This is a genomic window from Pseudomonas sp. LBUM1646 (genome assembly GCF_059716165.1).
Genome location: NZ_CP166810.1, coordinates 5,464,124 through 5,478,040, shown reverse-complemented (window position 1 = coordinate 5,478,040; position 13,917 = coordinate 5,464,124). Strand labels below are relative to the sequence as shown.

Genomic DNA, 13,917 nt, shown 5'->3' with positions numbered 1-13,917 from the left:
GAAAAACTTGTTAACTCATTCATTTGGTTGAAGGAATGGATTGATCCGCTCTTCGGCCCTAGCCCTGCGCTCTGCTTGGTCGTAAGCTGCGCGGGCCAAGACGGCTGTTACTGTGTACGGAGGAGTGCCCATGCGAATTTTATTGGTTGAAGACAACCGCGATATCCTCGCCAATCTGGCCGATTACCTGGGGCTCAAGGGTTACACCGTGGATTGCGCGCAGGACGGCTTGTCAGGGCTGCACCTGGCGGCGACCGAGCATTACGACTTGATCGTGCTCGACATCATGTTGCCCGGCATCGACGGCTACACCCTGTGCAAGCGCCTGCGTGAAGACGCTCGCCGCGACACGCCGGTGATTATGCTTACCGCCCGGGATCAGTTGGATGACCGCTTGCAGGGCTTCAAATCCGGCGCCGACGACTACCTGATCAAGCCGTTCGCCTTGTCCGAGCTGGCGGCGCGCATCGAAGCGGTCATGCGCCGTGCCCAAGGCGGCGGGCGGCGTGCCTTGCAGGTCGGTGACCTGAGCTACGACCTCGACACCCTGGAAGTGACCCGCGAAGGCCGACTGCTGAAACTCAACCCGGTCGGCCTCAAGTTGCTGGCGGTGCTGATGCAGAAAAGCCCCCACGTGCTGCGTCGCGAAATCCTCGAAGAAGCCCTGTGGGGCGATGATTGCCCGGACAGTGACAGCCTGCGCAGCCACGTTCATCAACTGCGCCAGGTGATCGACAAGCCTTTTGCCAAGCCGCTGCTGCAAACCGTGCACGGTGTGGGTTATCGCTTGGCCGAGGGCCGAGATGGAGTTTAAGCAGAGCCTCGCTCAACGGATCATCATCGCCTTTGCGCTGATGAGCGCATTGGTGGCCGGGGCCTTCGCCATGGGCATCGTGGCGACGGTGCACCTGGTGGAAGAGAAACTGATTTCGGCAGGCCTGGGCGGCGACCTGCAACGGCTGTTGCTAATGGACAGTGTTTCGGACTGGAGCCACCGCCCGGAGCCTGACCAACTGTTCTATTTCAGCGGCGGGCCAGGGGACTTCGAGTTGCCCAAGGACCTGCGTCACCTGGAGCCCGGTTTTCACGAAGTCTTTCGCGAACAGCTGTCGTATCACGCGATGGTCGAAATCGTCGACGGCCGGCGTTATGTGTTGTTGCAGGATCAGAGTGATTTCGAAGAGCGTGAGCGAGTGCTGTTTGCCGTGGTCCTGGTGGGCTTCGTCTTGAGCCTGGCGCTGGCGGTTTTCCTCGGTTGGATCCTGGCGCGCAAAGTCATGGCGCCCGTGGTGCGGCTGGCTCGGCAAGTACGCCACCGCGATCAGTTATTGGGTTTGGCGCCGCCACTGGCGCCAGACTACGCCGCGGATGAAGTGGGCGAACTGGCGGTGGCTTTCGACGCCACGCTCGGGCGTCTGCGCCAGGCCTTGACCCGTGAGCGCCTGTTCACCAGTGACGTCAGCCATGAGCTGCGCACCCCGCTGATGGTCCTGGCCAGTTCCTGTGAGCTGCTGCTGGAAAACCCTGGTATCGACCAGCGTGGTCGCGCTCAGGTCGAGCGCATCGCTCGGGCCTGTGAGGAAATGCGCGAGCTGGTGCAAACCTTCCTGATGCTGGCCCGCGCCCAGCATGAAGACGCCAGCATGTCCCCGCAGCAGACGGTCAGTCAGATCGCCGACGGGCTGCTCAACCTTTGGCGTGAGCCGATCGAGTACAAGGGGCTGACGCTGCACTTCGAGCGAGGCAATCCGCAGAGCAATCGCTACAACGCGACGTTGTTGCATGCGGTGATGGGCAACCTGTTGCGCAACGCGCTGCACTACACCGAAACGGGCTTTATTCGTCTCTCCCTGACAAACAACGGATTTATGGTCGAGGACAGCGGCGTCGGTATTCCCGAGGAAAAACGCGAGGCGATGTTCGAGCCCTTCGTGCGCGGCAGCGAAAAGCGTGGCGAAGGCCTGGGGCTGGGCTTGTCGCTGGTACAGCGGATCTGTGAGAACCAGGGCTGGACCGTCAGCCTGACCACCATGGAACCGAACGGCTGCCGGTTTGAGGTGGAGTTGGGTAAGCTGCGAATCTGATTGAGCCAAAAAGATCGCAGCTTTCGCCGCCTCCCACCGAAGGCAGCGATCATTGGGTGGTGGCCCCGAGCTACTGTCTAATTCTTGTAAAACCCTGAAATACTTCCAGGCTGTACCCAACGAAGTTTTCACAAAGTCATGACCTGACGCTGACACGGCGCTCCCTAAGGTGGGTGTCATCAGCAATTCAGGAGATGTTGAGATGGCAGACCCAATCAAACTGGATTTTTCGGAAAAATACGACGATCAGCACGCGCAAAAATACTTGCGCAAGCATAAGGATGGTCTCGGTCGTCGATTGTCCCATTGGCGTGACGAGCAATTGGCACGCAAGGCGCTGACCCTGGCCGGTGAGCCTGGGTTGGTCCTCGATTTACCCAGTGGTGCAGGGCGTTTCTGGCCGTTACTGGCGGAAAAACCCAACCGTGTGATCATCGGAGCCGACAACTCCGAGTCAATGTTGAAAATTGCGACCCAGTCGCAGCCGGCCGAAGTGGTAAAACGGGTACAACCCTTGCACACTTCTGCATTCGACATTGCCTTGCCCGATAACGCCGTCGACAGCATTTTCTGCATGCGATTGCTCCATCACATCGGGGAAGCCGAGCACCGACTGGCTATCTTGCGCGAATTCGAGCGTGTCACCCGTGACAGCGTGATCATTTCGTTGTGGGTGGATGGCAATTTCAAGGCCTGGAAACGCAAGCGCGCCGAGAAAGCGCGCGGGCAGGAAGGTTACCAAAATCGCTTTGTGTTACCGGCCGCCACGGTTGAAAAGGAGTTCGAACAGGCGGGTTTCCGTATCCAGGAACAACTGGACTTTTTACCGCTCTATGCCATGTGGCGAGTTTACGTATTACGCAAGAGGTAACAGGATGGCAGTGCAATGTGCAGCAGAAACGGAAGTCGCTTCCCAAGACCGCTTCGACTATTTCTGGAACCAGCGCGGTGAATGGGTAGAAGAACCCAACGTTCGTCGCGGCGGGGAAAGTGGCGTGCAGCGCGTCAGGAGCAGCGACGGGCAACTGCTGTATGCCAAGCGTCAGACCGGGCATATCTATCGTAGCTGGCTGCACCCGTTTGGGCGGCCGACGGTGCTGCGCGAGCAAGATGCGTTGATTGGTTTGACTGCGCTCGGCGTTCGTGTGCCGGAAATGGTGTTCTGCGGCGCCCAGCGCGACCCCGTGCACAAATGGCGTGCCTTGCTGGTCACCAAGTCGCTGGACGGCTTTGAGGAAATCGAACACTGGTACGCCGGTGGCGGTCGTGAGCGTCATGGCGAAGCCGTACACGAGCGCGTCCTCAAGGAACTGGCCGAGAACCTGGCCCGTATGCACAAGGGCCGCTGGCAGCACAGCTGCATCTACATCAAGCATGTGTTCGTGCGGGTGACCGGCGAAGGCGAAGCGGCCACTGTTGAAATTGCGTTGATCGATCTGGAGAAGTGCCGCCAGCGTTTGACCGCCCAGCGCGCCGCTGCCCATGACATGAAGCAATTGCGTCGCCACTCGTCGTTCAGCGATACAGACTGGAAGAATCTGGTCTACTTTTATGAGACGGCGTTTGGCAGCGCTATCAAGGGTTTATAGCGATGAAACTCGAAATTGCACGAGGTGTGTTTCTTCTAGGAGCCTTGGCAGTTGCTTCATTGGCGGTGGCGGCTTGGGAGCAGCCCCGCACGCAAGTCCTCAGTGCAGTGAACGATGGCGCTCACTGCCCGTTGCCACGGGTTGCCAAGGCAGCCGTGGCGACACAACCTGATCATGACTTGTTACTGTTCATGTTCGGACTTTCACAGGGATTGAGGCCGCAGAGTTGAACAGATTGAAGCCAAAATAAAAGGCCTCGCAGATGCGAGGCCTTTTTTTTGCTGATCGTTCCCATGCTCCGCGTGGGAATGCAGCCCGGGACGCTCCGCGTCCCAAAGCGTGACGCAGAGCGTCACAAGAGGCATTCCCACGCGGAGCGTGGGAATGATCATGCGGCGGAGGGTTTATCAGGCTTAGCCAGCAACGTGTACACACACGGCAATACGAACAAGGTAAACAACGTCCCGATCGACATCCCCGTGGCGATCACCGTGCCGATATCGAACCGGCTGACGGCGCCCGCACCGGTGGCCAGAATCAACGGCACCATGCCGAAGACCATCGCTGCCGTGGTCATCAACACCGGCCGCAGACGAATGGCCGCCGCTTCTTCCACCGCTTCGCGCGGGGTCAGGCCCTTGTCCCGACGCAGCTTGTTGGCGAATTCGACGATCAGAATCCCGTGCTTACTGATCAAGCCGATCAACGTCACCAGCCCGACCTGGGTGTAGATGTTCATGCTCGACCAGCCGAGGAACAGCGGGATCAACGCCCCGCAAATCGACAGCGGCACGGTCACCAGAATCACCAGGGGATCGCGGAAGCTTTCGAACTGCGCCGCCAGCACCAGGAAAATGATCGCCAGCGCCAGGGCGAACGTGACCCATAGCGCACTGCCTTCCTGAACGAATTGCCGCGACGTGCCGCCATAGTCAAAGGCGAAACCCACCGGCGCTTCCTCCTGGGCGATCTGGCGCACGGTATCAATGGCCTCGCCCATGCTGACCAGCGGGAACCCGGTCACGGCCGCCGCGTTGAGTTGCTGGAACTGGTTCAACTGCCGTGGCCGCGCCCGGTCGGTCACGCTGATCAGGGTCGACAGCGGCAGCAGTTCGCCCTTGGTGTTCTTGACGTAGTAATTGTTCAGCCAGTCGGGGTTATCCCGGTAGGCCCGTTCGACCTGGGCGATAACCTTGTAGCTGCGCCCTTCAATGGTGAACCGGTTGATCTCCGCCTCGCCCAGCAACGTCGCCAGGGTGCCACCGAGGTCCTGCATCGACACGCCCATCTGCGCCGCTTTGGCGCGGTCGATATCCACCACCACTTCCGGCTTGTCGAACGCCAGGTCGATGTCGACGAAGGCAAACTTGCCGGACTCCAGCGCGCGTTTTTTCACCCTATCGGCCACGTCCAACAGCGACGCGTAATCGTTGGCGGTGTTGATGATGAACTGAAACGGCAAGCCTTCACCGGTGCCCGGCAGGGACGGCAGGTTGAAGCCGAAAATCTGCAAGCCGGGAATGCTCCCCAGCTTGGCCTGGACCTCGGGCAGGATCTGCATTTGCGTACGGCCGCGCTCGTTCCACGGCTTGAGCAGGAAGCCGCCGATACCCGATTGCACGCCGTTGAAACCATTGATCTGGAACGAGGAGTAGTACTCGGGAAACTCCTTGAAGATCGTGATGAATTCGTCGGTGTAGGTGTTCAGGTAATCCAGGTTGGTCGGCTGCGGGGCGTTGGCCATCATGAAAATGATGCCTTGGTCCTCGTCCGGCGCCAGTTCCGATTTGGCGAACTTGAGAAATACCGGGATCAGGCAAAGGACGATCACCGCGAACACCAGCACCACCGGCCGGGTGTTGAGTGTGCCGTGCAGCATGCTCTGATAGCGGCGCTTGAGGCCTTCGAAAATCCGGTCCAGGCGATGGGCCAGGCCAGTGGGGTTTTCGTCGTGGCGCAGTAGCAGGGCGCACATCATCGGCGACAGGGTCAGGGCGACGATGCCGGAAATCACCACCGCCCCGGCCAGCGTCAGGGCAAACTCCTTGAACAGCGCCCCCGTGAGGCCCGTCAGGAAGCCGATTGGCGCATAGACCGCGGCCAGGGTGATCGTCATGGATACCACCGGCATGGCGATTTCACGGGCGCCTTCAATGGCCGCGTCCAGCGGTGTCTTGCCTTCCTCGATGTGCCGGTGAATGTTCTCCACCACCACAATCGCATCGTCCACCACCAGGCCGATGGCCAACACCATCGCCAGCAGGGTCAACAGGTTGATCGAGTAGCCCATCATCTGCATGAAGAACATCACGCCGATCATCGACAGCGGGATGGTCACCACCGGGATCACCACCGAGCGCAGGGCGCCGAGGAACAGGAACACCACGACGATCACGATCAGCACCGCTTCAAACAGGGTCTTGATCACCTCGTTGATAGAGGCCTGGATAAACAGCGTGGCGTCGTAGGCAATTTCGCTTTTCAGGTTGGGCGGCAACTGGGCTTCCAGCTCCGGCATGATCTTGCGCACTTCCTTGATCACGTCCAGCGGGTTGGCACCGGGTGTCGCCTTGATGCCGATGTACACCGAGGGTGTGCCACCGAACGAGCTGATGGCGTTGTAGTTCTCGGCGCCCATTTCTACGCGGGCCACATCGCTGAGCAGCACCCGGCTGTCACCGTCGACCTTGAGCGGAATCGCGGCGAAGGCCTCGGCGGATTTCAGTTCGGTGTTGGCATTGATGCTGGTGACCACGTACTCGCCTTTCACTTCACCGGCGGCGGAGAGGAAGTTGTACTGGCGCACCGCGTTGGTCACGTCGCTGGCACTCAGGCCGAAACCGGCGAGTTTCACCGGGTCCAGCCACAGGCGCATGGCGAACACCTGGTTACCGAGAATCTCGGCTTCGGCCATGCCCGGCAGCGTCGCCAGTTTGGGCTGGATGACCCGGGACAGGTAATCGGTGATCTGCGGGTTGCTCAGTTCCTTGCTGAAATAGCTGATGTACATCAGCGCCGAGGCGTCCGCCGCTTCCTTGCTCAGCACTGGGTCTTCGGCGTCCTGGGGCAGCTTGTTCTTCACCTCGTTGGCCTTGGCCAACAACTCGGTGAACAAACGGTCGCTGTTGGAACCGATGCGCGCGTAGATCGAAATCACCGAGAAGTTCTGACGACTGACCGAGGTCATGTAGTCGATGCCCTCGGCGCTCGCCAGGCTTTGTTGCATAGGTTGGGTGATGTAGCCCTGGATGGTTTCGGCGTTGGCCCCGGGGTAGGCGGTGGTCACCGTGATCAGGGCGTTTTCCATCTGCGGGTATTGGCGCAGCGGCAGCTTGCTCCAGGCCTGGAAGCCGAGCAGCACAATCAGCAGGCTGACCACGGTGGCGAGCACCGGGCGGCGGATGAACGGATCGGTAAAAGCCATGAGGATTCCTTGATCAGTCAGTGCGTGGCTGACTGTTCTTATCGGTCAGGGTCTTGTCGTCGCTGATGGCAATGTGTGCGCCGTTGTCCAGTTTGATCTGACCGGCCGTGACCACTTGTTCGCCGCTCTGCACACCTTTGTTGATCATCACCAGGCCATCGCGGCGTTCGCCGGTTTCGATGAAGCGTCGTTCGGCAATCAGGATCGGTTGGCCCTTGTCGTCTTTTTCCACTGTGCCGTCTTCGGCTTTCTTCTGTCCGACCACGTACAGCGAGTTGCCGTACAGGGTGTAGGTGATCGCGCTTTCCGGCACGACGATGTGCGACTGCGGATTCGGCAGCATCACCTGCAGGCTGGCAAACATCCCCGGCAGCAACTTGCCATCCGGGTTGGCCAGCGTGGCACGGACCAGGATGTTGCGGGTGCTGTTCTCGACCTTCGGGTTGATCGCACTGATGGTGCCGGGGAAGCTCTGCGCCGGGTAGGCCGAGACGACGACCTGGACCGGTTGGCCGAGGGCGATCTTTGGCACCGATTGCTCGGGCAGGAAGAAGTCGACGTAGAGGCTGCTGAGGTCCTGCAGGGTGGCGACCATGGTGCCGCTGGCGAGGTAATCGCCGACGTCGACCTGCCGAATGCCGATGGTCCCGCTGAATGGCGCGAGGATGCGTTTTTTCGCCAGCGATGCCTTGAGCTGATTGACCGTGGCCTTGTTCTTTTGCAGTTGCGCCGAGAGCCGGTCGTACTCGCCTTTGGAGATGGCTCGGCTGTCGACCAACTGACTGCCGCGACCGAAATCCAGCTGCGCCAGCCCGAGGTCGGCCTGGGCTGTTTCCAGCAAGGCGCTCTCCACGGCGCTGTCCAGTTGCAGCAGCGGTTGCCCGGCCTTGACCTTCTGCCCCGACTCGAACATCAGCTCCTTGACGGTGCCGGCGATCTCCAGGCTCAGGTTCACCCCTTGCAACGCCTTGAGCGTGCCAACGGTGGGCAAGCGCATCTGCCACGGCTGCTCGGCGGCCGTGGCCACAGCGACACTGATGGGCGGTTTCGGCTTGGCGAAACCCTGGATCATCGTGTAAATCGAAAAGGCTTTGTACCCGCCCAGGGCGAGCACAATAAGCAGGACAACCCCCAACATGATCAGCATGCGGCGACGCAGCATATTTCCACTTCCTTGGAGAAAATCAGGTGAGACAGGCGGGAACATTACTCCGAGTGGTAAGGGGAATCCAACTGTAGCAGCTGGCGTAGCCTGCGTTCGGCGGCGAAGCCGTCGTGAGGTCCGACTACGCGGTGTGTCAGGCGCCCCGCGTTGTGTGGTTTTACGACGGCTTCGCCGCCGAACGCAGGCTGCGCCAGCTGCTACAGAGATCGTGTTCAGATGAGGTGCAGGTGGTTATCCCAGAGCCCCGCCGGCAGCTCCAACGGTTTTGCAACCAAATCTGTCTGGCGGCAATCGTAGTACCGGCAACGCCCCTGACCGGACGTCACGACAAACCCGTCCGCCACGGCACCGACCCCGGCGCAATCAGGCAACGGCGCATCCAGGCGCACTTCGCCGCTGTCCAGGTCCCAGATGAAAAAGCGGTTGCCCCGGGGCGCAGTCAGCGCGACCAGGCGCAGTTCGCTGTGCACCGCGACGCTGGCGGTGTAATGCCCCATGGCCTGCAACTGATGTTCCGGCACCGGGAACGCCACGAACGGCTGGCCTGGACGCTTGATCGCCAGCAACTCCGAGGACTCGTGGGACGGCCCCATGAATTGCTGGCTGGCGAGAATGGTGCCGTCGCTGGCAATCCCCAGGTGCCGCACGCTGTTCATCTGCTGGGCGAGGGTTTCCTTGCTCAACAGTGTGCCGTCACGCTGCATCAGCACCAGGCTTGGCTCCATGGCGTTGAGGTTCATCTCGACCCGGCTCTCGGCCTCGGTGCGAATCCCGCCGTTGGCCACCACCAGGGTTTCGCCGTCGGGCATCCACGACACCTGATGCGGGCCGACGCCGTGGGTGGGAATTTCGCCGCTGTGGATAAGTCGCTCGCCTTCGAACTTATACACACCCAGCAAGCCACGACCCGGATCGAACGTGTCGTTCTCGGTGGCGTACAAGAACTCGCCATCCTTGTGAATCACCGCGTGCCCGTAGAAATGCCGGTTCGGCTGCGACGTCACGGTTTGCAGCAGCGTGCCGTCGCGCAGGTCGATCAGATAACTTTCGGTGCCGGGACGACGGGCAACGAACAGCGCAATCGCCAAGGTCGGGTGATTGATGATGTCGTGGCAGCGCTGGCCGACCTCGGTGGCGAACACCCGCGTGCCGTCCAGCCGATAACCGACGGCGTAATGCTTGCCGTCGGTATCGTCCCGCGCCGACAGCAGCAGCGGGCTCTTGTCCTTGTGTTTGAACAGCGTCCAGCCGCCCAGCGTCACTGCTCCCAGCAGCAAACTACCTAAAGTCAGAGCCTGACGTCGCAGCATGGCACTCGCCCTCATCAGTCACCGTCGTTGGCGTTGAAGCCCAGTTGGATGCCCAGCGCCTTGGCCAGTTCGCCTTCGTGCAGGCGATGGACGACGTTGAGGCTGTCGTAGATTTCGTTGAGTTGCTGGCGACCGGCATCGTCGTTGAGCATTTCGGTCAGCGAGCGCTGGTTGCTGGCGAACAGTTTGAGCGAGGCGGCATAGGCGGCGTCGATCTTGTCGGCCAACGGTTTCTGCTCGCTCGGCAACAGGCCGCGCAGGCCTTTGTTGTCGACGCCTTCCCAGACTGTTTTGGCGGCGGCAAGACTGGCTTCCAGACCGGTCAGGGAAGACTGGCTGCGCCACGCATCGGCCTGGAACGGTTGCGGCACACCTTTGCTCTGGCGACCCATCGGCGTGCCGAGTTTTTTCTTCAAGGTGTCGAGGGCAGTGACTTGCACACGCAGCAGATCGGCGATTGCTTCATGGGAATCGGCGTAGCGCTGATTCGGGAATTTGCTCATCTGCGCGAGCATGCCGTCGGTGTTGTTCCAGCTTTGCAGAATCTCTTCGGCCAGCAGCTTCTGGCGTTCGCCAATGGCTTTCAGCAACGGGCAGTACTTGGCTTTCTGCGCGTCGTTGGCCACGTCTGGTTTGCTGTCGAACAGGATGTATTCGTAGGCCGACAGGCCCTGAACCACCACGCTGGATTTGGCCAGCGCAGCGGCATCGATCTGCGGCTGGGCGGTGACCAGTTGCTCGACCTGACGGCCAACGAGGTTTTTCTTGTCCGGCCAGAACTGTACCTGCCACGAACGGTTGCCCTCGGCCAGCGGCCCGATCAGCAACGGTTGCAGCTCGGCCCAGGCCTTCTGCGCGTGCAGGAAGTCTTTGCGAGCGGTTTCAAGGTCTGCCTTGCCTTCGCAGTAGGCGAGGGCGCTGACGGCCAGTTGACGGTCGGCGTCAACCCAACGGCTGTAGGTCGGCAGGATCACTTGCTTGGCGATGGCCGCCGAGGTAACGGCTTGCGGATCCTGCGGCGAACAGGCGCCGAGGGCGAGCGCTGCAAGGCTGGTGAACAACAATTTGGGACGGAACATGTCGGGCTCCCGATTCTTTTATAAAGTGCTTAGAGAGAATTCAAAAACGCCAGCAACGCAGCGCGCTGCTCGGCATTGAAAGACAAAACCTGTTGCTGCGCCGCGGTCGCTTCACCGCCATGCCAGAGCACGGCTTCGAGCAGATTGCGGGCGCGGCCGTCGTGCAGAAACTGGGTGTGGCCACTGACCGCTTGGGTCAGGCCGATGCCCCACAACGGCGGGGTGCGCCAGTCGCGGCCACTGGCTTTAAATTCGGTGCGGTTGTCGGCCAGGCCGTCACCCATGTCATGCAGCAGCAGATCGCTGTAGGGGCGAATCACTTGATTGGCCAGTTCAGGTTCTGCGGCATTGGCGGCGGTGGTGTATTTCGGTGTGTGGCAGGACTGGCATCCGGCCTGGAAAAACAGGTTCTTGCCGGCCAGCACTTGCGGCGCATTGATGTCGCGGCGAGCGGGCACGGCGAGGTTACGGCTGTAGAACAACACCAGGCGCAGGATGTTGTCGCTGACTTCTGGCTCGCCGTTCGGGCCGTTGCCGTTCGGCGCTTGTTTGCAGGCGGTTTGTGCGTCGGTGCAGTCATCGAAGGGTCGCAGGCTGGTCGTTAAGCCCATGTCACCAGAGAACGCGTGAACATTCTGTTGATTGAGATTCGGCTGCCCGGCCTTCCAGCCGAATCGGCCGAGAACGGTTTTTTGCTGGGCGTCATCCCAGACTTGGTTCGGGCGCCCGGCAATGCTGTTTTTGTCTTTGGCCTGGGCCTCGGCATTGGCCAGAATCGCCTCGTCGGGGATCGCTTCGAGCAGGCCCAGGCCGATCATCGGCGGTGCGACGCGCGCCGAGAACCGCGTGTCGGGGTGCATCGGGCCGTAGCCCAGTTGGGTGATCTGCAACACCGGTTTGCGCAGTTCGACTTCGGTGCCGTCCTTGAAGCGAATCGGCACTGGCGTGTAATCGACCCGCACCTTGCCTTCGGGAGCGACGCCGGGCACCGACATGTCCTGGAACTGGCCGCCGTAGACCGGCTCCGGGACCACGCCAATTTGCTCGATGACCTTGGCGTAGGCCGGGGAATCGGGAATCGACAGGCGCACCAGCATCGACACCGCGTTACTGGCGTCTGGCGTCGGCGGGTGACCGCGACCGTCCTTGATGTGGCAGTTCTGGCAGGCGTTGGTGTTGAACAGTGGGCCGAGGCCATCCCGGGCGGTGGTGGTCGACGGCGCGATCACCCAGGGGCTGCGGAAGAAACTGTTGCCGACACTGAAATCCACCCGTCGTGACGGCGGCAGGTTGGCAGACGGCAGGGAAAACGCGTTCTGATCGGTCTTGCGTACCGTTGCGCTGCCACCGGACCGGGCTTCACCGGGTTCGGCCTTGGTAAAACGCGGGGCGTCATCGCAGGCACTCAGGCCCAGGGCCATGATTAGGGTGCACCAGCGAAGAGGCAACGACGGCATCAGACTTCCTGAAGACGAGCAAAACAAGGGCGCAAAGTCTAACAGGGCAGGGGAAATTGAATAAGAGGAATTATCGTTTGGTTGATGTGCGTCAGCGGATCGTTCCCACGCTCTGCGTGGGAATGCAGCCCGTGACGCTCCGCGTCACATCAACCGCCGAACGCGGAGCGTCCGTTGAGGCATTCCTTTGCTGCGCGTGGGAACGATCGGCGACAGCGAGGCGCGTCAGGCGGGCATGAAAAAGGCGACCCGAAGGTCGCCTCTTTAGTCACTCAGCCAGCGTTGATCAGAATTCGTGATCAGCGTTGTCCGGGTTCAGGTCGCTGATGCCCAGTTTGCCAGCGGCTTGTTCGATCGAACCGGTCTGCTTGACCAGCGATGCGATGGCGTCGCGCACGATCTGGTTGCCGGCGGTGTTGCCGGCAGCGATCAACTGGTCGTAGTGCTCACCCTTGGCGGCATGATCGACCATGACCTGGATCTTGGCTTCGGTAGCAGCCAGGTCGGCTTTCAGCGCGGTGTCGGCAGCCGGGTCGGCCTTGGCCACCAGGGACGACAGGCTGGCGCCGGTCATTTTGGTGCCGTCGACGCGGGTGTATTCGCCCAGGTACACGTTACGCACGCCTTTGGCATCGTAGAAGTGCGAGTTGTGGGTGTTGTCGCTGAAGCAATCCTGTTCGTCTTCCGGGGAGTTGGCTTCCAGGGAAACCTTCATGCGCTCGCCCGCCAGTTCGCCCAGGGACAGGCTGCCCATGCCGAACAGCATTTTGCGCAGGCCGGTTTCGCCAGGCTCGGCTTCCAGGGTGGCGCGGTAGTTGTCGGCCACGTTCGGCTTCCAGTTACCGACCATTTCTTCCAGGTCGCTGACCAGCAGTTGGGTCACGGACTTCAGGTAAGCGCGACGACGATCGTTGTGACCGCCAGTGGCGCCTTTGCCTTCCAGGTAGTCGGAAGCAGGACGGTTGCCGGCGCCAGGGCCGGTGCCGTTCAGATCCTGGCCCCACAGCAGGAATTCGATGGCGTGGTAACCGGTGGCAACGTTGGCTTCGGAACCGCCCAGCTCGTTCAGGCTGGCGAGTTTTTCCGGGGTGATGTCTTTGACGTCGACCTTGTCTTCGCCGACCTGGACTTCGGTGTTGGCGATGATGTTGGCAGTGGCGCCCGGGTTACCCAGTGCGTGCTCGTAGGATTTGTCGACGTAGTCGATCAGGCCTTCGTCCAGTGGCCAGGCGTTCACCTGACCTTCCCAGTCGTCGATGATGGTGTTGCCGAAGCGGAATACTTCGCTCTGCAGGTAAGGAACGCGAGCAGCGACCCAGGCAGCCTTGGCGGCTTTCAGGGTGTCGGCGTTCGGTTTGGCAAGGAAGGCGTCGACGGCGGTTTGCAGGGTTTTCGCGGTAGATTCGGCATCGCTGTAAACGGCGAAGACCATGTCGGCGTAATGCGCGACCACGGCTTTGGCGGCGGCTTCGTCGACTTTACCGGCGGCGGCTGGCGCAGCAGCTGGAGCTGCTGGCGTCGCGGTGCTGGCGGCCGGAGTAGGCGCTTGTGGAGCGGCAGCCTTGTCTTTGCCTTCGCCGCAACCGGCGAGGGAAATAGCGATGGCCAACAGACTGGCGGTAGCCAGAGGCATACGAATCATGGCGAACATCCTGCTTCGATTGGGGGTGGAATGGCGCTGGGGGCGCGCAAAGCTGCGACATAATGCAAATCTTTCGCATTATGTGTAAAGGGTTGTGGTTGGAAATATTTCTTATTCAGGGGTTGTGGTGCCGCAGATCAAAAGATCGCAGCCCTGTAGCAGCTGGC

Annotated in this window: 11 protein-coding genes; 5 read left to right on the top strand and 6 right to left on the bottom strand. The window is 60.9% G+C overall.

Annotated elements, in window-relative coordinates:
• Positions 1-130 precede the first annotated feature (130 nt).
• The 5 genes from colR (at position 131) to ACA071_RS24890 (ending at position 3,903) form a co-directional block, all read left to right on the top strand.
• On the top strand, positions 131-814 hold the full coding sequence (colR, locus tag ACA071_RS24910) for a two-component system response regulator ColR (RefSeq protein ID WP_054045155.1): 684 nt from the start codon (positions 131-133) through the stop codon (positions 812-814).
• Positions 804-2,084, top strand: a complete 1,281-nt coding sequence (locus tag ACA071_RS24905; protein WP_497641547.1) for a sensor histidine kinase — start codon at positions 804-806, stop codon at positions 2,082-2,084. Before colR ends, ACA071_RS24905 begins: the two co-directional genes overlap by 11 nt.
• A gap of 202 nt (positions 2,085-2,286) precedes the next feature.
• Positions 2,287-2,955: a class I SAM-dependent methyltransferase gene (locus ACA071_RS24900; RefSeq protein ID WP_497645380.1), complete on the top strand. Its 669-nt coding sequence runs from the start codon at positions 2,287-2,289 to the stop codon at positions 2,953-2,955.
• A gap of 4 nt (positions 2,956-2,959) precedes the next feature.
• Positions 2,960-3,673, top strand: coding sequence for a lipopolysaccharide kinase InaA family protein (locus ACA071_RS24895; protein WP_497641546.1), 714 nt, complete (start codon positions 2,960-2,962; stop codon positions 3,671-3,673).
• 2 nt (positions 3,674-3,675) lie between these two features.
• Positions 3,676-3,903 carry a hypothetical protein gene (locus tag ACA071_RS24890; RefSeq protein ID WP_133838174.1) on the top strand — a complete coding sequence of 76 codons (228 nt, stop codon included), beginning with the start codon at positions 3,676-3,678 and terminating at the stop codon, positions 3,901-3,903.
• A 158-nt stretch (positions 3,904-4,061) separates the two neighbouring features.
• On the opposite strand, the gene ACA071_RS24885 is transcribed toward ACA071_RS24890, so the two are convergent.
• The 6 genes from ACA071_RS24885 to ACA071_RS24860 all read right to left on the bottom strand — a co-directional run bounded on the left by ACA071_RS24885 (position 4,062) and on the right by ACA071_RS24860 (position 13,750).
• A complete protein-coding gene (locus ACA071_RS24885; protein ID WP_497641545.1) occupies positions 4,062-7,097 on the bottom strand; it encodes a multidrug efflux RND transporter permease subunit in 3,036 nt (1,011 codons plus the stop codon).
• A 13-nt stretch (positions 7,098-7,110) separates the two neighbouring features.
• Complete coding sequence (locus ACA071_RS24880) at positions 7,111-8,259, bottom strand: efflux RND transporter periplasmic adaptor subunit (RefSeq protein WP_497641544.1); 1,149 nt, start codon at positions 8,257-8,259, stop codon at positions 7,111-7,113.
• Between the two features lie 215 nt (positions 8,260-8,474).
• Entirely contained in the window at positions 8,475-9,572 is a 1,098-nt protein-coding gene (locus tag ACA071_RS24875; protein WP_497641543.1) for a DUF1513 domain-containing protein, read from the bottom strand.
• Between the two features lie 14 nt (positions 9,573-9,586).
• Complete coding sequence (locus tag ACA071_RS24870) at positions 9,587-10,651, bottom strand: imelysin family protein (RefSeq protein WP_497641542.1); 1,065 nt, start codon at positions 10,649-10,651, stop codon at positions 9,587-9,589.
• A 29-nt stretch (positions 10,652-10,680) separates the two neighbouring features.
• A complete protein-coding gene (locus ACA071_RS24865) occupies positions 10,681-12,108 on the bottom strand; it encodes a di-heme oxidoreductase family protein (RefSeq protein WP_497641541.1) in 1,428 nt (475 codons plus the stop codon).
• 286 nt (positions 12,109-12,394) lie between these two features.
• Positions 12,395-13,750: an imelysin family protein gene (locus ACA071_RS24860; RefSeq protein ID WP_497641540.1), complete on the bottom strand. Its 1,356-nt coding sequence runs from the start codon at positions 13,748-13,750 to the stop codon at positions 12,395-12,397.
• Between the last annotated feature and the right edge of the window lie 167 nt (positions 13,751-13,917).

Coding starts and splice junctions, on each gene's coding strand:
- colR (WP_054045155.1), top strand. CDS start 131: ATGCGAATTTTATTGGTTGAAGACAACCGCGATATCCTCGCCAATCTG.
- ACA071_RS24905 (WP_497641547.1), top strand. CDS start 804: ATGGAGTTTAAGCAGAGCCTCGCTCAACGGATCATCATCGCCTTTGCG.
- ACA071_RS24900 (WP_497645380.1), top strand. CDS start 2,287: ATGGCAGACCCAATCAAACTGGATTTTTCGGAAAAATACGACGATCAG.
- ACA071_RS24895 (WP_497641546.1), top strand. CDS start 2,960: ATGGCAGTGCAATGTGCAGCAGAAACGGAAGTCGCTTCCCAAGACCGC.
- ACA071_RS24890 (WP_133838174.1), top strand. CDS start 3,676: ATGAAACTCGAAATTGCACGAGGTGTGTTTCTTCTAGGAGCCTTGGCA.
- ACA071_RS24885 (WP_497641545.1), bottom strand. CDS start 7,097: ATGGCTTTTACCGATCCGTTCATCCGCCGCCCGGTGCTCGCCACCGTG.
- ACA071_RS24880 (WP_497641544.1), bottom strand. CDS start 8,259: ATGCTGCGTCGCCGCATGCTGATCATGTTGGGGGTTGTCCTGCTTATT.
- ACA071_RS24875 (WP_497641543.1), bottom strand. CDS start 9,572: ATGCTGCGACGTCAGGCTCTGACTTTAGGTAGTTTGCTGCTGGGAGCA.
- ACA071_RS24870 (WP_497641542.1), bottom strand. CDS start 10,651: ATGTTCCGTCCCAAATTGTTGTTCACCAGCCTTGCAGCGCTCGCCCTC.
- ACA071_RS24865 (WP_497641541.1), bottom strand. CDS start 12,108: ATGCCGTCGTTGCCTCTTCGCTGGTGCACCCTAATCATGGCCCTGGGC.
- ACA071_RS24860 (WP_497641540.1), bottom strand. CDS start 13,750: ATGATTCGTATGCCTCTGGCTACCGCCAGTCTGTTGGCCATCGCTATT.